The organism is Vibrio sp. DNB22_10_4 (assembly GCF_052879755.1).
Map to the genome: position 1 here is coordinate 1302603 of NZ_JBNNXW010000001.1, position 23915 is coordinate 1326517.

The 23915-nt window shown below is 44.9% G+C and carries 14 protein-coding genes and 1 pseudogene; 5 read left to right on the forward strand and 10 right to left on the reverse strand.

All coding sequences use genetic code 11. From position 1 onward, the window contains the following. Window positions 1-18: 18 nt before the first annotated feature. The 5 genes and pseudogenes from ACVA6Q_RS05660 to ACVA6Q_RS05680 form a co-directional block, all read right to left on the reverse strand. Entirely contained in the window at window positions 19-1344 is a 1326-nt protein-coding gene (locus ACVA6Q_RS05660) for an HlyD family type I secretion periplasmic adaptor subunit (protein ID WP_446646822.1), read from the reverse strand. After that, entirely contained in the window at window positions 1334-3481 is a 2148-nt protein-coding gene (locus ACVA6Q_RS05665; protein WP_446646823.1) for a type I secretion system permease/ATPase, read from the reverse strand. Before ACVA6Q_RS05665 ends, ACVA6Q_RS05660 begins: the two co-directional genes overlap by 11 nt. A 26-nt stretch (window positions 3482-3507) precedes the next feature. Then, window positions 3508-12723: a T1SS-143 repeat domain-containing protein gene (locus tag ACVA6Q_RS05670; protein ID WP_446646824.1), complete on the reverse strand. Its 9216-nt coding sequence runs from the start codon at window positions 12721-12723 to the stop codon at window positions 3508-3510. A gap of 166 nt (window positions 12724-12889) precedes the next feature. Continuing rightward, entirely contained in the window at window positions 12890-13132 is a 243-nt protein-coding gene (locus ACVA6Q_RS05675) for a hypothetical protein (RefSeq protein ID WP_446646825.1), read from the reverse strand. A 90-nt stretch (window positions 13133-13222) separates the two neighbouring features. Then, window positions 13223-13291 (reverse strand): annotated as a pseudogene (locus ACVA6Q_RS05680) (putative quorum-sensing-regulated virulence factor); the annotation flags it as partial. 344 nt (window positions 13292-13635) lie between these two features. Here ACVA6Q_RS05680 and ACVA6Q_RS05685 point away from each other — a divergent pair. Continuing rightward, window positions 13636-16812: an HD domain-containing phosphohydrolase gene (locus ACVA6Q_RS05685; RefSeq protein WP_446646826.1), complete on the forward strand. Its 3177-nt coding sequence runs from the start codon at window positions 13636-13638 to the stop codon at window positions 16810-16812. Window positions 16813-16874: 62 nt separating this feature from the next. On the opposite strand, the gene ACVA6Q_RS05690 is transcribed toward ACVA6Q_RS05685, so the two are convergent. The 3 genes from ACVA6Q_RS05690 to ACVA6Q_RS05700 form a co-directional block, all read right to left on the reverse strand. After that, complete coding sequence (locus tag ACVA6Q_RS05690) at window positions 16875-18128, reverse strand: alpha/beta fold hydrolase (protein ID WP_446646827.1); 1254 nt, start codon at window positions 18126-18128, stop codon at window positions 16875-16877. Window positions 18129-18401: 273 nt separating this feature from the next. Continuing rightward, window positions 18402-18617 (reverse strand): DUF3820 family protein, encoded by a 216-nt coding sequence (locus ACVA6Q_RS05695; RefSeq protein ID WP_353499124.1) that lies wholly within the window; start codon window positions 18615-18617, stop codon window positions 18402-18404. A 46-nt stretch (window positions 18618-18663) separates the two neighbouring features. After that, window positions 18664-18984 (reverse strand): cupin domain-containing protein, encoded by a 321-nt coding sequence (locus tag ACVA6Q_RS05700; RefSeq protein ID WP_353499123.1) that lies wholly within the window; start codon window positions 18982-18984, stop codon window positions 18664-18666. A gap of 266 nt (window positions 18985-19250) precedes the next feature. On the opposite strand from ACVA6Q_RS05700, the gene ACVA6Q_RS05705 reads away from it, so the two are divergent. Both ACVA6Q_RS05705 and ACVA6Q_RS05710 read left to right on the forward strand, forming a co-directional pair. After that, window positions 19251-19868 carry a TfoX/Sxy family DNA transformation protein gene (locus tag ACVA6Q_RS05705; protein ID WP_446646828.1) on the forward strand — a complete coding sequence of 206 codons (618 nt, stop codon included), beginning with the start codon at window positions 19251-19253 and terminating at the stop codon, window positions 19866-19868. Window positions 19869-20377: 509 nt separating this feature from the next. Then, window positions 20378-20884, forward strand: a complete 507-nt coding sequence (locus ACVA6Q_RS05710) for a hypothetical protein (RefSeq protein ID WP_446646829.1) — start codon at window positions 20378-20380, stop codon at window positions 20882-20884. Window positions 20885-20997: 113 nt separating this feature from the next. Here ACVA6Q_RS05710 and ACVA6Q_RS05715 read toward each other — a convergent pair whose 3' ends face one another. Together ACVA6Q_RS05715 and amrS are read right to left on the reverse strand one after the other, a co-directional pair. Next, window positions 20998-21147 carry a hypothetical protein gene (locus ACVA6Q_RS05715; RefSeq protein ID WP_239670984.1) on the reverse strand — a complete coding sequence of 50 codons (150 nt, stop codon included), beginning with the start codon at window positions 21145-21147 and terminating at the stop codon, window positions 20998-21000. Window positions 21148-21284: 137 nt separating this feature from the next. Beyond that, the gene (amrS, locus tag ACVA6Q_RS05720) at window positions 21285-22349 is read right to left on the reverse strand and encodes an AmmeMemoRadiSam system radical SAM enzyme (protein ID WP_446646830.1); all 1065 of its coding nucleotides are present in this window, start codon (window positions 22347-22349) and stop codon (window positions 21285-21287) included. Window positions 22350-22471: 122 nt separating this feature from the next. On the opposite strand from amrS, the gene amrB reads away from it, so the two are divergent. Both amrB and amrA read left to right on the forward strand, forming a co-directional pair. Then, window positions 22472-23266: an AmmeMemoRadiSam system protein B gene (gene amrB / locus ACVA6Q_RS05725; protein WP_353499119.1), complete on the forward strand. Its 795-nt coding sequence runs from the start codon at window positions 22472-22474 to the stop codon at window positions 23264-23266. Continuing rightward, window positions 23241-23840, forward strand: a complete 600-nt coding sequence (amrA, locus tag ACVA6Q_RS05730) for an AmmeMemoRadiSam system protein A (RefSeq protein ID WP_446646831.1) — start codon at window positions 23241-23243, stop codon at window positions 23838-23840. Before amrB ends, amrA begins: the two co-directional genes overlap by 26 nt. Window positions 23841-23915 lie beyond the last annotated feature (75 nt).

The following is a 23915-nucleotide window of genomic DNA, read 5'->3' on the forward strand; positions in this document are numbered from 1 at the left end:
ACGCTTTCCTTATGGTTATTATCTTTCTCTCAATGAATTCTCTTTTGCTCTTAAGATTGGCTTAAGCCAATATTGCAACACCGTTTTTTCGCCAGTAAGAATGTCCACTGCGGCTTGCATACCCGGTATTACAGAAAAGTTCACCTCTTGATCTTGTTGACTATTCAATTCAATGTGCGCTCGGTAGTAGGCAGTCCCATCTTCAGTTTGCAATGCATCAGCACTCACATAGGTCACTTTGCCTTTTTGTCCGCCGTAGATAACAAAATCATAGGCCGAAAATTTCACCATTGCCTCTAAACCTACTGAAATAAAAGCAATATCTTGGGGCGCGATCTTAGCTTCAATGATGAGTGCCGAGTTTTCTGGCACCAATTCCATAATGGGTTCACCTGGACGAACGACGCCACCTATGGTGCGAACAAACACTTCTTTCACGGTACCATCTACTGGAGCAACGACATCGGTACGCCTCAATTGATCAGCGATTGCCTGGCGGCTCTCATTCAGTTGGGCAAGTGTGGCGGATATTTCATTTAATTGGCCTTGCGCTTTAGTTCGAAAGTCCAGAGCAATCCCACGATGATCCGCAATCGCCTCAGAGTAAGCCGCTCGCTGCTTTTGCTCGGTGACACGAGCACTAGATAAATCGCCCTCAAGACGAATGACATCTCGATTTAGTTTCAGCAATTCGACTTCCGCTACCGCACCGCTTTCCACTACTACGCGCAGCAAATCGCGCTCTTTTTCCACAATTGCGAGACTACTTTGCAAAGTACGGATAGAGGTTTGAGTATCACTGACTGCTTGGGCTTGTTGCTCGATTCGTAATTTTGATTCCTCAAGCTCCGAGGATAGTTGGCTCAGCCTCTCCAGATAGTTAGCTTGAGCATTAAACAAAGCTGGGCTGGGGTCATCTGCACCGATGATTGAACGAGGCTCAATTTGAACTTGTGTTTGCCAGTTGTTGCTACTGGTTACTTTGACGCTCGCCAGCTCCGCTTCCAATCTCAACCGCTGAGCGGTCAGGCTATCAAATTGCTTGCCTGTCTCTTGATAGGAAGCGCGAAAACGAGTGTCGTCCAATACTGCTAAGCTTTGCCCAGCCTTAACACTGTCCCCTTGACGCACCAGTATGTTTTTTACGATCCCACCTTCCAAACTTTGTATCGATTGTACCGACTGGCTTGGCACCACAGTGCCCTCTCCCACGACGACTTCTTCAAGCGTCGCCCAAGATGCCCAAAGCAAAGCACAGACAAATAAACCGGCGATAATCCAAATAAGCCTGCGTGAACGGTACGCTAACTGGGTGTTGCTCCACTCGATATGACTAGTGCTCATCGTTACCTCCTTTGACGATAGCGATGTTCTTCACTTTGTGTTTTTGCTTACTTGGTGTTTCCAGAATAGACTTTGGTGGACCGTCCATGACGAGTTTGCCTTTCTCAAGCACTAAGACTCTGTCGCACAACGACAAGAGCGACTGACGATGTGAACTCATTACTATGGTCATGCTACGTGGCATACGTGCTAATGCTTGGTAGAAGCGTCGTTCAGCTTGATTATCTAGCGCGCTGGTCGGCTCATCAAGAACAAGAAACTTAGGTTGACGGTAGAGCGCTCTTGCTAGTGCCACCGCCTGGCGTTGCCCCCCCGATAAATGTCGGCCGCCCTCACCAACTTGAGTTTCTAAGCCGTTTTCAAGGCGTGATAAATAGTCATTTAGTCCCGAGTATTGAATAGCGTAACCGAGCCGCTGCTCATCAATACTAGACTCACCAAACACAATATTTTCCAATACCGATCCAAACATCAGTACACTACTTTGCGCCACCCAACCGGATGCTTTGCGCACCACACTATGTGGCCATAATTTGGCATCAAGTCCTTCGAAGTAGATTTGTCCGCTGCTAGGCTCGACCTGCTTGAGAAGCAGTGACAATAACGTTGATTTACCAGCACCCGCAGATCCAATCACACCAATGCGCTCTCCCGCTTGAATGTTGACATTAATGTCACTCACTGCCGCTGAGGTTGCTTCCGGGTATAAATAGCCCACATTGCTGAGTTTGACGTTGCCTTGAAATTCCCCTCGGTCGATCACTTGTTGATCACTGGCCTCTTGCGGTAATTCCATGATTTGATTTAAACCGACCAACGCAGTTTTGGACTGCTGATAGCGCAGCATTAACATCGATAACTGATTAATTGCGTTTCCCGCTCGACCACTCAACATCACAATAGCAATCAAGCCACCCATGGTGAGTACTCCGGCTCCTATCTGATAGACGCCAAATACGATAAGTGACACCGTCACAACTTGTTGACTTGATTGAATACAATGAGTGACAATATTGGTGTATGTACGCGAGCGCGTTTGCCATGTCGATAAGGAAGAAATAACGCTTTCCCAGCGCTTTTGCAGCAAGCTTTGAGCGTTGTTTTGTTTAATTTCAGGTAGGGCGTTTAGGGTTTCAATCAACTGTGCTTGACGTTGAGTCGACAATCGCGATGTCTCTTCTAGCGTGCTCTCAACATTACGTTTCATTAGCACGCTGACACCGACGAGCAATCCCATAACCACAACAGGGATCCACATCATGGCGCCGCCAAGCCAGCCAATTAAAACTAGGAATAAAAAGGTAAACGGCAAATCCACCAAGGTCACCAGCGTCACGGAAGTAAAAAACTCTTTTACCGCATCAAAGTCTTGTAGCTGACGCGCAAACGCCCCTGTGGATTGAGGACGATTTTCTAACTTCATGCCGATGGTTTTTGAGAACAGTGTCGCTGAAAGTTTATTATCGATATAGCGCCCAGCCATATCAGTTACAGAGCTGCGGGCTTCTTTTAATATCCAATCAAACACAACAACGATCATTACCCCTGCAGCCAGCACCCACAGGGTACTCATTGCTTGATTAGGCACCACGCGATCGTACACATTCATGGTAAATAACGGGACAATGAGAGCCAGCAGGTTAATGACAAACGATGCCAACATTAAGTCACGATACCAAGGGCGAACTTCCTTTATCGTTTTCCACAGCCAACTGGTGGGTGTAGAAGGTTTAAGCTCCTCAACTCGGCTATCGATAGTGGAATCTCCACTTACTTGCCACAGTATTCCTTTGCTCAATTGGCGAAGTGCATCTAGGGTTATTTCCTTCTGTTTAAACTCCTCAGCGACTTCAAGCAAAGTGACGCGCTGCCCCGCTACTTTGGTGATGATCAAAGGCTGTTCGTTTTTACTGTCTATCATCACAAATGGCGTGCTTGCTTTCGCTACTTCACGGGCATTGAGCTCAAGCGCCATAAGTGGCGTGCTTTCCAACGCTCTTAAAAAGAGGGGCTCTGATAGCTGCCCATCATCTAACGGTAGTCCACTGACTATTTTAACCGGGTGACAACGCACCTCATGGTACTGGCACAACCATTTAATCGCTTCTAGCCAATTGTCCCTTTTTGACACTTCCACTGCACATCCTTACTGCTTACTGCTTACTAGTTTGACGACAAAATAAGATTTTGGTCATCCAGCATTTTTTGAATAATATCGCTCTCAGAAACACCCGCCGCATCCCCGCCATACAAGTCGTTCAATGTGGTGTTTTCGAGCACTATATGATGCCTAATCAGACCTTCATTTGGTCTTAAATCGATACGTAGGTCGGTGCCAACCTCAACTAAGTCGAGTTGCTTTTCTGCATCTGAAGCATTAGTAGCAGACAGGATTCGGCTGAGGTCGATACTGTCGCTATTCGCACTGGCATTGAAATCTGTGATGATATCCGTGTGCGCCAACAAACCAATGTCTTCATTAGTAAATGCAAATGTATCGGCGCTTAGCCCGCCAGTCATGGTGTCATCACCGCTTCCACTTGAAATATAGTCTCGCTGGTAGTTTCCGATCAGCGTTTGATCGCCTTTGATAAACCATTCAACATCTATCGTCTCTACCGCCCCATCCGCGGTATTGCCGTTGAGCTCTGCTGAAGGCTTTAGAATTAAGGTAAAGTTGAGATCATTTTGAAGATTGTCATCGGCTTTAATCGCCAAGTCTGCAATCTCGCCTTGTGAGACCTCCCAATCATCGCCTACTCGCTGCCCAGCAGTAAGCTCTACCTCATCTGGAAGCCCTTCTATGGTTAGCATTCCCTGTTCATCGGCAGCAGGATTCACTAGGTTAAAACTCAACCCTAAAGGTGCATCGCTACTCGCTTCGGCGAGAATGTTGTCATGAGTTAAATCTAAAATTGGGGCATCCGGTTCCGGAGTGATTTTTAATCGGATAGTTTCTTGTTTTATCGGGCCAAAGTCGCCTTTATTGGCACCGAGTACAGTGGCCGTGTCTCTTGCGTCTGCACGAATAGTGAGGTCAATATCGCCAAAGGCATCGCCAGCGAACAACTCAATGCTATTAATTGAACTTGCCGCTACGATAATAGTAGCGGTTGCACTATCACCAACTTGGATAAATCGTGCAGTTTTTCCATCGATTCGAATACTCGCGATATCATCAATTGAGCTGGAATCATTCACAGCTTTTGCTGTTACCAATAGCGCGATAGATTCATCACTATTGGTCTCTTGTGAAACGATATCAATAGGGATATCGATGACGGCATCTTCGTCGCCGTTTACCTTTTCTGGGACGTTAAAGAACTCAATCTCATCGGCAATAGGATTAACGCCTAGGGTAAATGCTGACTCTGTAATCCTAGTATCTCCGGTTGCAAGCTCCTGAGTAATGGCCTTGAGTGTCAACGGAATGTCCCCACTAAAATCAAGTGGCGGTAATATAAACGTATTATCGAGTTGGCTTGCCTCTAACTGCCACTCATACGTTGGCTTGCCATTGAAACTGCCTCCGTCCACTCCGTTGTTTGGCACTAACTCAAAGCTTGACCCCACTTGAACCACAACCACTGCACCTTCGGGAACCCCAGAGAGACTGAGTGACATATTTTCGGAGCCATCTTGGTCAATCAGCTCTGCATCAAGACTTGCCAGCGAAATATAAGTATCTTCGTCACCAGTGAAGTCCGCAGACACCAAACTGGCAGGATCCACAATCGGATTGATTTCGATGACCTTTGTCACGACTTTAGTTTGGGTATCGGTTTCTGCTAAACAATCGGTTTTGTCGGTAATGTTTACTTCGGCAGTTAACGTTATTTCGCCACTAAAGTGGGTAGGAGGTGTGAGTACTACATCCGGTAAACGTGTCACATCTGTCACGGTCCAAGAGCCATCTCCGTTGTCGGTTAACCAGCTTGGGTCGCCAGAGAGCGTTGCTCCGTCAGATACTCGAATGGTAAACGAGTTGACGGTTTCTTTACCTGTTGACGATTCTCCTTCACCGATGACCGTTTGACTGCCATCAAGCTTAATTGAATCGCCAAGCACCAACTGTAAATCAAGATCGGAAGCCACGTCCTCATCAATGCGGCTAAATGCCGTTGACAGAATAATGTCATCGACGATCGGACGAATTGCAATGCTAACTGTCTGCGTAGTCGTTAAGCTAGAGCCGTTACAAGTTGAGGTTTCAGTCGTTTCAATATCAAAAGTAATACAACCTGCAAAATCTTCATCAAGACCCGTGATTTTAAGGTTGCTCAGGCCTGTCTGGCTGATTGAATAACCGATGATATCGCCATCGTTATCAAATACAGCAATCACACCATCACCTTCTAGTTCAACATCATCAGGTAGCGAGTCTGACGGAATAAAGAACGAAATCTCATTGTCCGGATCGCTCGCAATGTCTGGATCAAGGTATTGCCCTAGATCTAAGACTTCCGTTCCTTCATCGAATGTGATGTCATCTTCAGACTCGATCTCCCCAGGAGGACCAACGGGATCACAAGGCGTACCGCCACCACTGTGTCCGGTAATCTGAATTTGAAATTCCCCGTCAATATAACGCGAGTCTTCGCCATCAATGACTCTCGCTCGCACAACGATATCTAGAACCGGTGTATCTTGATTACTGGATATGGTCACATTGTCGAGAATAAACGCAGCCACATCTTGTACTGTGTCACTGGTTAAGCCTGCTGCAGGTATAATCCAATTACCATCTGGCGTTTGCTGTGCTTCATTTGTGCCGCTATTAACAACAATATCGTAGCCTTGGGGCACCTGAAGTAAGATGTAGTCAAGGTATTCGGATCCATCGATATCTTCTTCAATAAACCTAACAGCAGCGGATACATCAACCGGACGGCCATCGTCACTAATAAAGACCTCAGATGACGTTTCGAGACGAGTGTCCCCCTCAACCTTAGCATCCACTACCACGGTAAGTGACCCTGAAATCATTTTAGTTGTAATTTCACCAAGTTCAGAGGTATCAGTTACTTCATACCGCACTGGAATAACAAAGGTTCCACTCAAGTCCTGGGTGGCTTGCACACTTAAGCGCCCACTGTTAAGTAATGAATCTAAAGTTGGTGTCGTACTATCAATTAACCCTTCAAGATCTAGGCCTGTAGCTGGGACAGAGATGGGAGATCCATCAAACAGTAAAGTGAGGTCACTTGGCAGCGGATCTATGAAGTAGCCTGTCAGCGTTTCACTACCATCACTATCGCCGCTGATCTTAGGCTCTAAATCCAGCGCGATTTGCCTATCTTCAAGACCTGTTGTCACCACAGTGACGCCATCGCTTTGGTCAACCTCTGGCAATAAATCAATTTGTACCTTGTAGTCGAATGTGCCGCTATCACCATCGGGCTCAGTGGAAACCACATTGGCATCAAAAGTAATGCGACCACTGAAGTCTAATTTTGGTTTTACAAACAGTTTGGCTAAATCAGCATTACTCACCTGATACACAGGGCCAGTTACTGGGTCTAGATCAGCGATTGTCAGTGCTACAAATTGTCCACTGCTGTCAACAATGGCAATGTCATCCGGTATATTGGTAATGAGGATATTTAAAGACTCTGATATATCATCATCAGAGGTCACAAACAGAAAGTCGAGTGGTACCAAGCCATCTTCGTAGAACGACGCCGCCGTTTCTATGGTTCTATTGGCTGCATCATACTGCCAATGGCCATTACCGCCATCCTGAGCGATGGGCTCATCCACGACACCTTTTAAGGTAATATTGATGGTTTTCTCTACGCTGCTGGCTTCTTGATTCACTGGTGTTAAACCATCAATCGTAGATTCAACAGAAACCGCAGACACTTTAATAAACAAACTCTCAGTCACGGAACTAATGTCTGCTTTTGGTGTTAACAGCGCTGAGCCATTGGCTATCGCGTCAGATTCAACCCGATAAGAGTTGGTTCCTGTTTGCACAAAACCCGTTCCTGTAAATGACCAGCCATCTTGCACTTCAATGTCGTAAAACAACGATTCCGAGCCATCGGTATCCGTTAAGCTGCCAAAAATCGCATCACTCAAATCGATGTTGACGTCTTCAAGCCCTCGAATGTCACGAACCGACAATTCTGGCGTATCGGCATCAGGGGATACTTTAATCACTACCAGAGTGTCAATGTCGGCCGTTTTATCTGAGCTTTGCGCAAAGTCACTGCCCTTTTCTGTCGCGGTGGCCTTGAGGTCAAAACTAAACTCACCAGCGAGGTTTTTCTTCACTGTAACCGTCATTTGGTCGAGTTGCTTTTGTGTATAAGATTTGCCTTCGACTATGTTACTTCCATCGAGCTTTATCGTGATGCCGCTCGGTATATTGGTGATTTGGTAGCTCAGGGATTCAGAGCTGTCGGTATCGACCAATAACGCATCAATATCTAATGGGAAAGTACGACCTATATCTTCGGTCAAAACGTATTCAAGCTGAGAACTGCCCCACTCTGGCGTGTCGGCAACAGGTAGTACCGACACTTGTAAAGTTTGATTGCTGACAATCTCATCCGCAATTCCATTTCTGGCAATGGTCGCCCCAACACTCAGCGCCACCACATTTGAGGTAAGCGTGGTATTCGACTCATTAAGTTTTGGCAAATAGGTGATTGGTAGAGCGGACACGAAATAATTTTGTCCCGGTTGCTGCATAATTTGCGCGTCCGTCAAGGTAACGCTCCCACCAGCATCAGGGATGAGCTCAACACCACCATAATACAGGGTTCCACCTTGTAAATTGGAAATGGTGATTTCGGTGACGTTTTCCCCTTGGTCAATATCACCAACAAACACTTTGATATCGACGCCAGCCAGCTCATCCTCGCGAACTTCAGTGTTCTCGACACGGATAAAGCCGCCAATGTCGTCCAATATTAAGTTGGCAAAGTTAGACACCGTATCGCCATCGCCGTCCGTTACAGTAAAACGAATCCTATCTTCCAAAGCAGGATCAGCGTCGACATTGGTGATTGTGGTGATGGTGTAACTGCCATCCGACTTTAACTCCAATGTGCCGTATATTGAGTTGGCGTCGTTCTCGTTAGTCAAATTAATGAAGATAGGGTCAGTGGTACTAAAATCGTAATCAACGCCTTCGTAACGAACCTCAGTAATTGAACCTCCATCAACACCAATGCGAGTTGCACTGAGCAGGTTGCCGCTAAAGCTGTCACCCTCTGTGATTTCTAGCGTTTGTTCAGTACCTGACGTTGGAATATCATCTGTAACTTCAACCGTTAACATTGTAGGGCTTGAAGTATCGCCGTCTTTGTCGGTCGCAACTACAGGAAACTGTAAATTGAGTAGGTTCGCGCCATCACCTGTCGAATGGTCTAAAGGTTTAAACAGCAAAAACTCCGCAGAGCCATCGACATTTAACCGCAATCGAAAGACTTCTTGGTTGGTATTTTGTGTGGAACCAATAAACCAGCCATCGATATCTCGCTCGGCCAAAACAATCGTTTCGCCCCCGCTTTGATAGCTGCCAAAATCACTAACATTGATGTCAAAAGAAACAATCGAATCTGAGCCACGAACAAAGGTCAACGTATTCGATTGAATCACCTCAACTTCACCTGTAGCTTCGAGGTTGGCCTCTGCTACTGACAAAGCAATGGTTTCAATCGATGGATCAAGCCCGTCTAATATGGTTAAGGTAGAATCTTGCTGGGTCTGAGTGCCATCAAAATCCGTTACCACAATAGGCAGAGTGATGGAAAGCTCATCGATATCGCCCACACTGCCATGATCGATTTCTTTAAAAAGCCGTACGCCAATGTCTACAGACTGATTCGTAGAAGCAGGAACATCGATTTCAGCGGGTAGTGCGACTCTAAATACCACCATGCCATTCTCATCGACGGCGTCATAGCTGTTGTCACCATTATTACGCCATAAGATATCCAATCCATTACTCGTAATGGCGTTGCCTGAGCTATCAAGAACTAGACTTGCAGCAGTGATAGCGAGATCGATATCCACTATGTCATCTTGCGCTGCGGTAATCGAAATGCTAGCAGTATCAGAGTTGCTTTCTGTTATTGTCGTTTTCTGCGGGAGTTCGGTAACCGTCAACGTAGAACCTGTAAGCGTTGCATTGCCAGAATCAGACACACTCACGTTAAGCGTCAATTTCGCTTCATCGCCGTCTGAATCTCTCGCGGTCACAATAAAGGGGATCTCCAGTGGGTCGCTGGTATTATCGATATTTTGTAGCAGTACAAAGGTATAAGGAACGTCTCCTCCTACAGCAGCACTTGGTTGTGAAAAGCCGATTTCAAAAACAGGAATTTTGTTGTCATTTTCATCTAAGATATTGCCCGTTAGAATCGCCCCTGTTGCATCAATGGTATAAGTGATGAGTTGGCCATCACTCCAAACCTGTGGCTGATCCTGGATATCAAAAAACAGTGACGGATTGAGAGACATATTAGTATCGAGGTCATCTGCGCCGAGCTCCACGCGAAATTGCCCCATATCGACAACCGGATTAAAAGCGAGCTCGGCTTCCGACACCGATGCGTTCGATATACTGGTGAGAATAGGATCAGAGCCATCAGCGATAATTAATGTGAACTCACCTTGTTCTAGCTCAGTGCCATCGGTGTCTCTACCACCAATAAGCAGCGGCAGTTTTAGCAAATCGTTCTTGTTGGGCTGATTGAGTGGCCGCTCTTGTGTAATGGTCAGGTTAGCGGTCACAGAAGTCGCATCCGACGGTGTTACTTGCCCCGATAAACTTAGAGTAAACACGGTGTTGCCACTGATGGATGCAGTAACGGTGTTGCCAGCATCGTTTAGTTGGTATGTGAGAGGAATTGGGCTGGCACCGCTGGTTAACCCTAAACTATCGAGCACGTTAAGTGTAGAAGTCGAGAAATAGAGACTATTGGGATCGGGATTATCAGAGCCAGGCGATACTAAAAAGGTGGTTTCAAAAGTTTGTGGACTTTGATTGCTGTCGGGCTCGGTATATTGGTAACTGCTAGATTCAATGCTCCCCGCCTCGCCATCATCGATAAATATCGTCGCGGTTCCTTGCCCAAAATCATTCTCTTGATCACCTGCTACATAATCAAAGCTCACTCTCTGCCTTCCAGCAGAGTTATCTAAATTTCGATTGGCCGAAAAATTGTAGTGACCATTCGCAAATACGCTTAGCTCACCTTCAGGTAGAGAAATCAAGGTAGGCGTGCTGCCCGACACTGGGTATTCCGAACCATCGATAATCACCCTAGAAACAATCAATGCTCCATCAAGATCAATATCATTGTTCAGTACATTACCAGACTTAACTTCGCCTTCGGTCATGAAGGCAAAATCGTCAAAAATAAGGGGCTCTATATCGGCTATGTTGATGGGTAGATGCCCGATGACGACTTCTGTTGTGCCATCGGCATCCGTTTGGGTACCTTGGATCAAAAGAGCTGTCTGTATCGAATTTAAATCTGGAGATTGGTCGATAACTTGCTTGAACGCGACATCGACTTGATCGCCGCTCAAACTAGCTTCAAAGACCACTTCACCATCGCTTCGAGTCCCAATAACTCGATAATCAGATACCGAAACCGTGATTGAAAGGCCGTTAGATGTCAGTTCATCGACCAGCGATTGATCAGCAAAGAACACAAACTCAGCATCTTGAATTCTTACATCAGATTCTTTCTCTTGATTGCCAAAAATACCAATCACCGTATCACTGAACGCCAGCGACTCAGGTAACACTATCGTCGGCATATCATCTATGGCTGAGTTGCCTATCGCATTAGTAACTTTAGCGTCCAGAGTCCATTCAACAGAAAGATCCAAACTAGAAACGTCTATATCAACGACTAGCCAGTCGCCGTTGGCATCAACGGCGCTTTGAAATTCAAGTGTAGAAACCCCATCACTGACCACGACAGTAACAGGAAGTCCTTCTTCAACAAGATTGGTTGTACCTTGTAAGCTGGTTAAGGTACCTCCGCGAAAAGCGAGAATATTGAATCCTTGCAAGGTATCGATATCGATGAATGGCTTGACGGTATTGACCAAAGACGTATCCGTCGCCGTTGCAGGATTCCCAGCGATGTCTGTTGTCGTTGCGGTGACAGATAGCTCACCATCTTCAAACCTCGATAAGTCAACGTCTGGTATTGTCCAGCCGCCATTGACCACCGTTGTGGTTAGACTTATTGGGTCACCTTGGCTTCCAGATATGGTGATATTGACGCTTTGACCATCTTCAACATCGATCACTGTTCCTGACAACGTAGTACCCGATATTTCAACTTCATTCACAATGCCGTCGATATCTTCAAACTGAACAGTGATGTCCGCTTTCGTGTCTTTGACAATCGTATCTGTAGCGACGGCCGGATTTCCGGCTATGTCTATGGTGGAGGCTTCAACCGTAAGGACACCATCAGAGAGCCCAGAAACATCAAGATTAGAAATGCTCCAAAGACCAGATTCGGTGACGGACGCAGTTCCTGTTACCGTGCCGCCAAGTTCGTCAGTCACCACCCAATTGATAGTTTGCCCAGACTCCACAAATTCGGTTTTACCAGTAAATGCTGCATTGGGAGATTCTGCTGCGTTAACAAACTCATCTCCAAAGCCGTCCAGTTCAACGTTAATAATGGCTAACGTGTCTTTAATCGTCGTATCTTGAGCGGTAATACTGTTACCAAAATCATCAGAGATAATGGCATCGACCGTTAAAGGGCCTTCAACTAAAGAAGAAAGATCAACATCGGAAACTGAGTAGGCTTGATTGCTTGTGATGGATTGCAACTGAATGGTATTGCCATCTTGGTCAGTGACGGTGATAAGCACAATACGCCCATCACGTACGTCTGTTGCCGTACCTTGGATAACGACACTGGGAACTTCGAATTGGTTTTCATAGCCGTCGCCGCCATCAAGGATGTCTACCGTTAATTTGGCTTGATCAGATAGGATATCTAGTGAGGCTTGTTCTGAATTTCGCTCGTCGGCTGGCTCCGAACTAGGCCGCGTATCAAACCCGGCGCGCGCTATTGTCTCATCTAGCGTGGCTTTAATTGAAACCACAAAACCAGCACTATCGCTACTTCCTCCAGAGCTGAGGTCAACTTGTCCTTGTTGGCTGACTATATTGCTTGTAAGGTCGTTAAGCGTTTCGGACAGTGCTTTTTCAATCGCGGCAACTTGCTCTGAGGACAGCGTGCCTTCATCACCCAGTTCAACGATGGGTTGATTAACGACCTGAACACCTTCCAATAACGGCTCATCAGGCGCAGCGCGCTCCCACGTCCCGTTGGGGAACACCTTCCAAACCACATTACCCATCTGAACATAAAGCACTGGCACCATCTTTGGTCTCCGCTCGATACTAAGTCTTTCATATAAAGATAGTATTTACAGAACGGAGCGTTGTGAAAAATGCCATTAAAATCGTAGAAAATACCCGTGGATTTCAATGTGAGACAAAAAGCACTCAATCCACAACAATTAAAACCAGTTCGACTGCCCTTAATTATTACTTGGGCTGGTGCCCGGTCTTTGCCGCGAATTTTTGCATCGCCTCGGCAAAGGTGGTTGTTCCGCCCTTGGCTTGAACCTGCATGACTTTAAACCCCATTTTTTCCAGCGCTTCACGCTCCGCCATAACCGCTTTGTCGTCTTGCTGACTGCCTTTGGCTGGCTGATGAATGTAACACCCCTCTAGTGGGCCGTCTTCGACAAGTTGGTGGTGTTTCAATGCATTGATATCAAAATTCATAGTCACTCTTTCTATTTAAATAAATGGTATTTCTTCGGTAGGTTACATGCGTTTTAAGGACTTAACCAGACTATCCAGCCCTTCAATCTTTTACGCTAAGCAGAGTTTCAATAAGTCACCCAGTTCACTATTAGGGAAGCCTTTTTTATCAAACCATCTTCCTTCAATATATTCGTCATCCTCATAAAAGTAAGGCTCTCTTACCGCGTGTAGATATCTGCAAATCATCGACCAAGTGACTGTCAGCTTTGCAACGCGCTGAATGAGACTCCCTTTTGCAAGGGAATGACTTGAAACACGGAAAGAAGCAAGTTCGTATTACATGCCTCGGTCAGCACTGCTCTGGACAAAAGCCTGTCAGTTACATTACTAAATTAGGATATAACGGATTAGCTGAAGTATAGGAAAGGTCACGTTTTACTTAGGGCACTTGGTTAATGATAACCCCTTGCTACACTGTAAAAATTGAAAGGATTTCCTTACTTTAAGGCTAGGAGCTACAAATGCAGCGCAAACAGAGAAAAAAAATCTCTATTCGAATAACGGTAAGTGGGATGTTTATCATCGCGACATTTCTCACCGGATCGGTTGCTATTTTCCTTCAATATCACTTTGCCAAAGAGCTTTCAAAAGAACATATTTTCTCACGATACAATCGCACCGCTGCGACGATAACTGAGTATATTAATAAACTTGACTACGATGCCTCATACACCGCCAAGCTGTTTGCTAAGATCTCCGAACAACATTTTGAAGCAACAGATGATATTTTTCCGCTAGCTGAGTTATTTGCTGAAGCCCTTCGCGCCAACAACAATCTGTACAGTATTTATGTTGCAAATGAAAAAGATGAGTTTTTTCAACTGGTCAATCTTGATGCCTCTATATTAATTCGCGATAAAACCGATGCGATTGCTCAAGATCGGTGGGCAATGGTGACACACCTTTATGATGAGGCCGGGAATCGCATTAAGAAGTCCTATTTTTTAGATGATGATTTTACGATTCGTGATACAAAAGTGGAGCCAAGTAATTATTACCCAACAAAGCGTCCTTGGTACAAAGTTCAAAACAACGAGACACCGACCAAAACGGAACCGTATTTGTTCCATAACTGGCAAGTGACAGGACAAACTTATTCTTTACCCATAGAAGGTCGAAAGGCTGTAATAGGTGTTGACATTGTTCTCTCATCTCTGGCAGCAAATTTCTCCGAAAACATTAAAGTGAATAATAAAGATGAAGCGGCAGAAGTGTATCTATACTCTGAAAATGGAGAAATTGTCGCATCAAATCAAATCTTGGAAGCGGAAACCATCATCCCGAGTTCAAAACCATTCGAGCTAACGGACAAGCAGCGTCAACTGATTGAGTCTACCCAACCGCTTAAGGTTTCAAACGAGAACGATTGGGCGCCCATTGATTTTACTCTAGCCGGTGAACCAAAAGGTTATGCCATTGATTTATTAGACATAATTGCTAACGATACTGGCCTGGAATTTGAATATATCAACGGCCGCAGTTGGGAGGAACTGGTCTCTGATTATCAAAATGGATCGATTGATATCTTGCACTCCATACAAAAAACCAGTACCACGCAAGACGTCGGTGTATTTACTGAACCACTTTACCAATTACCATTTAGCTTAGTGACACAAGCCAACACAAAAACGATCGAGTATTTTGAAAGTTTGTCCGGGAAAAAAGTGGGCATGTTAGCTGGCTGGTCCATTATTCCTGACCTGAATCGCGCTTTCCCTAATGTACAAATTATGACGTTTCCTTCGCTTCACCTCGCCTTTGATGCCCTAAAAAATGGAGATGTTGATGCAGTATTGGAAAGCGATGCTATTGTTAAGCATAAAGCCGCACAGTCATTCGACTATAATTTGCAAGTGCATCCACCTTTGCGCGATGTTAATCAGCAATTTTCTAATCAGTTCTATATGGTGTTAAAACAAGCAGATGCGGCTCTGCTACCTATTCTCAATCAAGCAATTACCAATCTCTCAACTGAGCAACGAACTGCGCTAAGTCAAAAATGGTTAGAAGCAGAGTTTGGCAAGCCAAGTGCGGCGTTCTCTGCAATGGTTCCATATAAAAAGCTGATACAAGTAGCGGATGATAAAAGCGAGTTAGACAAGCTCATCTATGCCGAAATTGGTGGAAAACCGCAATATCTCTTTGTCACAACGGTCGGTAGCGCGAGTGGTATCCAAGAATACTTTGCTGTGGTTGTATCAGAGGAAATTGTTCTCAACCGAGTAAAAGACCGTGTGCAAACGTCTATCGCAATTACAGCAGGCATTATGTTGCTATTGTTGCCGTTAGCCTGGGTATTTGGAAGTCCAATTGTCCGTCCAATAAATTTGTTGCGCGAGGAAACGTTGAAAATTCAAGCAAGGCAGTATGATCAACTTAAACTGATTGACTCTCCGATCAAAGAGATTTGGGATCTTTCAACCGCAGTTCATGATTTGGGCTTCAAGATACAGGCTCATGAGAAAACTCAACAAGATTTAATCGAGGCGATCATTAAACTTATTGCGGAAGCGATCGATGACAAGTCGCCGTATACTGCCGGACACTGTAATCGAGTTCCTGAGCTTGGAATCATGCTCGCTGAAGCAGTTGAAGCTTGTGATAATGGCAAGTTTAAAACCTTTAAATTCGCGAATGATGATGAACGCAGAGAGTTTAGAATTGCCGCATGGTTACATGATTGTGGAAAAATCACGACCCCTGAGCACATTATCGATAAAGGGAGCAAGCTAGAAGCGAACTATAACCGAATTCATGAGGTTAGAATGCGGTTTGAAGTATTGTGGAGAGATGCTGAGATTGATATGTTGAAACAGTTAATGCAATCACCAGATGACGAACTTCAGTTACGTCAAAAACTCGCTGTACTACAACAAGCGCTAAAAGATGACTTTGAGTTTATCGCAACTGCAAATGTTGGCGGTGAGTTTATGGATGATGAAAAGATAGAGCGTATTAAGCAGATTGCCGAACAGACTTGGACGCGTCAGTTTGATGATAAACTGGGTCTATCCCCTCAAGAAGAGTTAGCAATTACCCAGCCCTCAACGCCAGTTCCAACCAAAGAAAAACTGCTTCAAGATAGGGACGATCATATAACGCCTCGTACGGGTCCACGAGAGTATGATCCCGCGTTGAATATCAATGTGAAAGTACCAGAGCATCAGTATAACTTGGGTGAAGTTTATAACCTAACGATTCGCCGTGGCACGCTGACAGAAGAAGATCGCTTTAAAATCAATGAACATACGATAAGCGGCATTAAAATGCTCGAAAGATTGCCTTTCCCGTCAGAACTAAGTCGTGTTCCAAGATATGCATCAACCCACCACGAAACACTCAAAGGAACGGGCTACCCGAGAAAATTAACAGGTGACGACCTCTCAATTCCTGAGCGTATTTTGGTTATTGCAGATATTTTTGAAGCCTTGACTGCTTCAGACAGACCATACAAAAAGGCCAAACCTATCAGTGTTGCAGTTGACATCATGTATAGAATGGCACTGGATGATCATTTTGACATGGACTTGTTTAAGCTCTTTTTATCTAGCGGGATCTATCTCAGATACGCGGAAACGTATCTGCCAGAAAGCCAAATTGATGAAGTGGAACTGAGTAAATATATACATCAGCACTAAATAAGCACAGCCTTATATTAAAGTGTACTTAAACGTCACTTTCTGAATTAGATAGAAACAAGTTAAAGAATGCAGGTTCCATCGATGGCCTCAAAATAATCTGCATCCTCAGAAGTGATGAAGCTCATTATTTCGGATTCAAATGTGGCCAGCCATCGCTCTCTCATCTCCTGTAATGCAAGCTCGTGGACGTCTTCGCCTTCGTGCACATCGCCAACAAGGTCAATATTGTCGTATTTGGAGATAAAGGAATGTGGCACGATTCCTTCTGGGTAGAGACAGAAACTAGACTGAGGGGTTCGAGTGTTCATTAAATTAGCTAGCTCTTTGACTGCGAGTGAGTCTGCTCCGCCATCGTTCTCGACTCCTATTATTTGAATTCTAGTGTTCAGGCTTGTTATTGATTCAAGGGCTAATAGCGTGCGTTCACCAAATTGATCTACCGCAAAGATATGCTGCACTTCGAAATTACAATATCCAGCCCGGCCACTATTTCTCTCTAATTCGCACGCGTCTCCCCATCCAACATCTATCGTAGGAACCACAGCTGCTGCTCGTAGTACTTTTACTGCATCTCTACCGATTTTGCCAACCACTGAGAGCATTCCAGCTTCTATCGTTTGCCAAATAGTAGACATATCCAATGCGCTGACATCAGCTAAACCTAAAAGAGCACTTTCCAGAACTGATAACTCTTCATTTAATGTTAGTAATAATTCTTCATCGTTGGTGTTACTGGAATATGTGCCCGGAATAGCCAAGAAAGGCGATAGAATAATTGATTTGTCGAACAAGCCATCGCCAATGAGTGTTGCTTTAGTGGCTATAGCTCCACCGACACTTAACCCAACAATTATCTTATCTGGGCCAGGCGCATTTTCAGCAAGTTCGACCACATCCTTAGCAAACTCTTCGTAAATCTCTGATTCTTTGGCTAAAAGGCCGCCTTCTTTGTCGGTGTATTTGGTTCCAAAATCGATGCCATGAGCGGGTAATAAAGGTAAAACGACATAGTATCCCTCTTGCATCAACTGCTCAGCCCAATCAAGAAACTGCTGGTTACATGCGGTAAATCCATGCAGCATAATGACTGTGCCTCTGGTGCGCATAGCATCTGTGGGTTGCAATATTTTGGGTGTGCAACTTTCTTGTATTATCTCTTCTCCGAGAGGGTTGTACTTTGCGCTAATAGACTGAAAAAATGTCATAAAATTAGAAATGTCTGTTCTTGTTTCTGGGCCAGAGTTATCTCGGCAAGATACAAGAGCAAATGCAGACAGAATCACCACTAAGACGATGCTCAGTTTAGTACTCATAGCGTTATATCCTTCGAAACGAATAGCGTGAGTATAGACAGAGAAGTGTGCATTCGTAAGTCGAGTATTACATCGCTCCGATTGGTCAGAGATTATCTGCTCTAACACCAAAAGGGGAAAACTGAGTCAGCCTCGCGGTCTGACTCTTTCAATAGAAGAAAGACTTATTTTGGGAGAAAATAAGGGGGTGTTAGCAGATTACTTCCAGTGATGAAGTCTCAATGCTTCGATATCAAAATTCATAGTAAGTCTTTTATTTAAGTCTGTGGCAAATTACATTCGCTTTAGGGGCTTTATGACACTATCTAGCCCTTCAATTTTCATCTCAAGGGCCAACGCCATCAAAAGCCCCAGTTCCCCTTCCGGAAAACCCTGCTTTCGAAACCAAAGCAAATACTCTTCCGGTAGGTCGATGAGTACTCGCCCGGCGTACTTACCGAAAGGCATTTGCATACGGGCTAGTTTTATTAAGTTTTCTTTCTGAAGCATTTCGGTTACCGTTTTCTCTTTGCGTAATAGTCTGTCTAAAAAAGGATTAGCCGTAAAAAATAGCCAGCCAAATCGTAACGGCATCAGCAGAGGTGGATTTAACGCGGTGTTTGATGTGCGCGGGAATATTCACGTAGTCACCAACATTTAGGGTCAGCATAGCACCATCATGATACTCAATGATCCCCTGACCTTGCATCACCATGACCCATTCACTTTGCTCTTGATCGTACCAGTCTCCTTCTGGGGTAAAATGCCCATCAGAAAGAATGCGCTCTATTCTCAGGTTGTCAGTAGTGAGGAGATCCTCGAATATCTCTTCGGGTAGTTGAGATGGAATTTGGCTGAACATGTTTCCGGCCTGCATGTTTTACTCCTGGCACATCACCTCGTTCTGTGATGTCAAAATCTGAGTTGGAATTGGAATAGTATACTTGAAGCAGAACAAATTCTCATTGAACCTGACAGGATGACTCGCCGCCACATTCATACCTGTATCCGGCGGATTAAACAGCAAAACTCTCATAATTTTGTAACCAAGCTAAAAGTTGGAACACTTAATGCAAGATGTATCACAGTTTTAGTTTGATAGCCGTCATTTGAAGACGCTAAGTACATTTCAAGGAGAGAAATATGATGTTGGAAACCTTTGTAGAGTCTATCGAAGCTCATACCGCACTGGACGACATTAGCGTTCGTTCTGTTTTTGGAGGAAAAGGGGTGCTCTCTGGTGGGATCATGTTTGCACTAATAAAGGGCGACGATATCTACCTTAGGGCAAGCAGTTCAAGTTTGAAGGAAGAGTTTAAGGCGCTAGGGTGCACACCTTATGAGTTTAACTGGCGGGCGCATTCACGTAACTACCCTAGTCTATCGAACTACTACTCACTGCCAGAAACCGTCGCGCACAGTCAAAAGCAAGTAGCGACTCTATGCGAAGAAGTCTGGAGCGCGGGATTTAAAGAGAAAGTACGCAAAGAGACCCCAACGCGAATCAAAGATCTTCCAAACATGCAGTACAAAACCGAGCGTATGCTTCGCAAAGCAGGAATTCATTCTATTGACGAGCTAAGAGAGCGCGGTCCAGTCAATGCCTTCAAGGCTGTGTGTGTCAGTCAAGACAAACACCCTGGAGTTAACCTACTATTTTGCATAGCTGGAGCATTAGAAGGTATTCATTGGACTATTCTACCTGAACCACAGCGCCAAACATTGACCCACCAAGCAGGCTGCGATTACGCAACACATTAATCAAATAAAAAAACGCCCTGCTGTTTTCACAGCAGGGCAAACATCAATACAATGTTGGATGTGTGTGGTTAATTGAAGTGGACAGAACAACTAAACACAGGTTTCATTAAACCACCCTAACCCGCGTGTTGGTAGCGAAGATGTTTATCAAACCGTTTCGAGCTAATGTAAAACCGTGAAGCATTGTTTCCAAATGTGGCTGAGAGGGTAAGTTTCATTCAATTGGGCATTTCTCAAACAAAACACCCACATTCCATCGCGCCATTTTTGCGTTAGCGCCTACGATTAGTTTTTTTGCTCTAATAGACACCCTTAATTCAAGCCTCCGCCTTATTCAGCTCCAAAATAGCCTACGCTCAAGTTTTAGACACCAATTCATATAGCTATCAATAAGACCTTCATACTTCCAACATTCACTATGGTTGCCATTTTTTCCCTAGTGACCCAACACGCAACACACTATAGACTCCGCGCCCAAACTTCTTACATACACCCTATGAGAACAAATCATGAATCAAGTATTCAACTCAGCGCACATGACTAAAACGCTTATGCTAACGCTCTGGATCGTAGCTGGCACTGTTATCCTTCAGAAACTAGGTATCCACGACAAATGGCCTGCTTTCCTAGCGCTTATTTTCTTCTTTGAAGCGAAGTTCGACCTATCTAAGCTAAAGAACATCTTTGCAGCGGGTATCGTTGGTATCGCAATGGGTATGTTGATCCCAACAACACTTGGTGCGCTAGCTCCAGTCGTTGGTGGTGAGAACGCATTCTACATCTACGTTGCTGGTGTAGTACTTGTCACTATCGGCATGGGTCCTATCGCTCACTTTGCATTCAGCTACATCACATTCGCGTACGTAGTAATGTGTATTCTTCACAAAGATCACGTTGTTGAGCACGGTTTCTCTTGGATGGCTGTAGCACTACTTGGTGGTGCGATGTACATTGCTGGTGTTACTGCTATCGCTAAGTTTCTTGAAAAGCGTTCCCTAACAGCACAGCAAGCTTAATTACGCGATTAAGCAACAGCGGCTAAATAGAAACTACTACGCACAAATAACAAAACCCCGCAAAGCGAACGCAATTGCGGGGTTTTATTTGTTAATTTAGTTGGTATTAAAATCTAAAGAACGCGCTCCACTTCACCCGTGGCCAGCTCAAAGCCCTCTTCTTCCTCAACCCAACATTCGACCATCTGACCTTCCAACTCGAGCTTGTCACAGTCCTCAAGAACACCAAAACGTCCATTGGTTAGCATTACGACTACATCCATGTCTATCTCCTGATTTCCTGATCTGTTTAACTACTACCTTAGCCACTCAATCGATAACGATCAACCCTTCAAGACTAAAGTATAATTTCCATTATCAACTTTGAGACGCTCTAAATTATTGCTGACAATTCTATGATTTACTTAATAATATCAACGGGTATTCGTCGTCTTCCGAAGGGTTTGGAATTCGCGGCGAAACACCCGGCAATTTGAGTATCGCAATGACTACACCGACCCGTTTCAGTAAGCGTCCAAGTTCCTAACTCAAACCAATTCCGACTCAGCACTTTATGACCGCAGTTTGGGCAATAGGTGCTACTGCACTGTTCATTATGGACATTACCGACATATACGTAATTTAGCCCATTTCGCAAAGCTATATGTCTCGCCATGACAAGCGTGTTCGAAGGTGTCCGAGGCGTTTCCATCATTTTAAAATCAGGATGAAAAGCGCTGAAATGAAGTGGAACATCGCCCCCTAAATGCTCGACAACCCACTGAGTCATTTGATCTATTTCGCGCTCACTATCATTTTCGCCAGGGATCAATAGCGTCGTCAGTTCAAACCACACAGATGTCTCTTGATGCAAATATTTGAGTGTGTCCAAAACAGGTGCGAGCGCTCCACCACAAACCTTTTTGTAGAAACGTTCTGAAAACGCTTTTAGATCAATATTAGCCGCATCTATCACTGAGAAAAATTGCTCTCTCGGCTTTTCATTGATATACCCAGCAGACACGGCAACGGTGTGGATATTCACTTCGCGACACGCCATAGCGGTTTCGACCGCGTATTCTAAAAAAATAACCGGGTCGTTGTAGGTGAACGCAATACTGTCGCAATGATGAACGTTAGCGGTGTTTGCAATCTGTTGAGGAGTTGCTCGCCGGCTCAATGACTCCATTTGACGAGATTTACTAATATTCCAATTTTGACAAAACTTACAACCGAGGTTGCATCCAGCGGTACCAAAAGAGAGCACTGAGCTACCAGGATAAAAATGATTGAGTGGTTTCTTTTCAATCGGGTCAATACAAAATCCGCTGGAGCGGCCATAGGTTGTGAGTACAATTTCACCTTGATGTGCCTGACGTACAAAGCAAGCACCGCGCTTTCCTTCTCTTAAAGAGCAGTAACGCGGACACAAAGTACAACGAATACGGCCATCTGGTAACGGCTGCCAATACTCTGTCGGGTACATGCTACCTACTGATCCCATCTCACACCTTGACCATCACATTGCTATTTCAGCCTGCACCTAGGCTCCACAAAATCTATACTCATTAGAGTATAGATTAGCCCTACAGGGATTATGGAGGCGACATGGAAGTGCGACCAACCGCTGTCGCGGGTCGATTTTACTTTGCCGATGCCAATCAGCTGCATCAACACCTCACGCAGTTGCTATCCCTTTATAACGAGGTCGCAAAACTCGATGACAACCATCCGTTGTCAGGGCTGATTGTTCCGCATGCAGGGTTTATCTTCTCGGGTTCTACCGCAGCTGCGGCTTATAGCCTACTAAAGGATACGAAAAATCAATTTAAACGAGTACTCTTAGTGGGTCCAAATCATCGTGTCGCCTTCCATGGTTGTGCGCTACCGAAACATCGCAGCTTTTCTACTCCACTTGGCAATATACCTCTCGACACTAGGGCGATTGAACACCTGGTCAACGACCCTCACTGTCACTACAATGATCATGCCCACGCTGAGGAGCACTGCCTCGAGGTGCAACTACCTTTTTTGCAGCATTGCTTGTCCGATTTTGAGTTGATTCCTTTGCTAACTGGCACGGTAGATCCCATCGATGTCGCTCACCTAATCGAACCTTACTGGGACGATACAACACTCCTTGTCATTAGCTCGGATCTCAGCCATTTCCATCCCTACGAAGAGTGTGACGACATTGATACTAAAAGCTGTAACAAAATAGAAGCTGGTAAACCGCTAACAAGTAAAGAAGCCTGCGGCTATCTTGGAATCAATGCAGCAAATAAGCTCATAAAACAACAACGATGCCAATTGAAACGACTATCTCGCACCAATTCAGGAGACAGCCCTCATGGCGATAGAAACAAGGTGGTAGGTTATGTCAGCTACGCAATATCAAGATAAAACGCTAACCAATCAGGAACTATCAAAGCTACTCGATATGGTTGAAGTCACCGTGAGCTGTTATTTGGCGGAAAAACCTTTACCTAAAGTGCGACTTGACGACTATCCAAAAGCCATAGCAGAAAAAGGCGCGTGCTTTGTCAGTCTACATGTCGATGGCCAGCTTCAAGGCTGCATTGGAACCACCGTCCCTAAAGTGCCATTAGTTCTAGAGGTGATGCGCAAAGCTTGGGCGAGTTGCTGTCAGGATAAACGGTTTCTACCACTGCAAAAATCGCAAGTCGATGGCTTGGAGATCGAAATATCGGTTCTGACGGAGCCTAAATCCCTCGATGTTGTTTCTGAATCCGCACTCATTGCTTATCTTACCAATAACAAATGTGGACTGACGTTGTCTGATGGAAAAAAAGCCGCACTGTTTCTTCCTCAGGTTTGGGAGCAGCTACCAAGTCCTATTCATTTTCTTCAGCACCTCAAACAAAAAGCTGGCTGGCACCCTACCTATTGGCCAGAAGATATGACGGTAAAAGTATTCGACGTTCAAAAATTGAGCCGTAAGTACCGGAGAATGTAGACGATCTTACTGATTTTCTCGCCGCACTTTCAATCTGTGTGCTATTTAAATCTTTGGTGGTATGATTCGCGCTCA

Bases quoted from the DNA above. Each gene is read 5' to 3' on its own strand.
- ACVA6Q_RS05660 (WP_446646822.1), bottom strand. From the start codon at position 1,344: ATGAGCACTAGTCATATCGAGTGGAGCAACACCCAGTTAGCGTACCGT.
- ACVA6Q_RS05710 (WP_446646829.1), top strand. From the start codon at position 20,378: ATGAATCAAGTATTCAACTCAGCGCACATGACTAAAACGCTTATGCTA.
- ACVA6Q_RS05670 (WP_446646824.1), bottom strand. From the start codon at position 12,723: ATGGTGCCAGTGCTTTATGTTCAGATGGGTAATGTGGTTTGGAAGGTG.
- amrA (WP_446646831.1), top strand. From the start codon at position 23,241: ATGTCAGCTACGCAATATCAAGATAAAACGCTAACCAATCAGGAACTA.
- ACVA6Q_RS05715 (WP_239670984.1), bottom strand. From the start codon at position 21,147: ATGGATGTAGTCGTAATGCTAACCAATGGACGTTTTGGTGTTCTTGAG.
- ACVA6Q_RS05695 (WP_353499124.1), bottom strand. From the start codon at position 18,617: ATGCTTCAGAAAGAAAACTTAATAAAACTAGCCCGTATGCAAATGCCT.
- ACVA6Q_RS05685 (WP_446646826.1), top strand. From the start codon at position 13,636: ATGCAGCGCAAACAGAGAAAAAAAATCTCTATTCGAATAACGGTAAGT.
- ACVA6Q_RS05690 (WP_446646827.1), bottom strand. From the start codon at position 18,128: ATGAGTACTAAACTGAGCATCGTCTTAGTGGTGATTCTGTCTGCATTT.
- amrB (WP_353499119.1), top strand. From the start codon at position 22,472: ATGGAAGTGCGACCAACCGCTGTCGCGGGTCGATTTTACTTTGCCGAT.
- ACVA6Q_RS05700 (WP_353499123.1), bottom strand. From the start codon at position 18,984: ATGCAGGCCGGAAACATGTTCAGCCAAATTCCATCTCAACTACCCGAA.
- ACVA6Q_RS05705 (WP_446646828.1), top strand. From the start codon at position 19,251: ATGATGTTGGAAACCTTTGTAGAGTCTATCGAAGCTCATACCGCACTG.
- amrS (WP_446646830.1), bottom strand. From the start codon at position 22,349: ATGTACCCGACAGAGTATTGGCAGCCGTTACCAGATGGCCGTATTCGT.
- ACVA6Q_RS05675 (WP_446646825.1), bottom strand. From the start codon at position 13,132: ATGAATTTTGATATCAATGCATTGAAACACCACCAACTTGTCGAAGAC.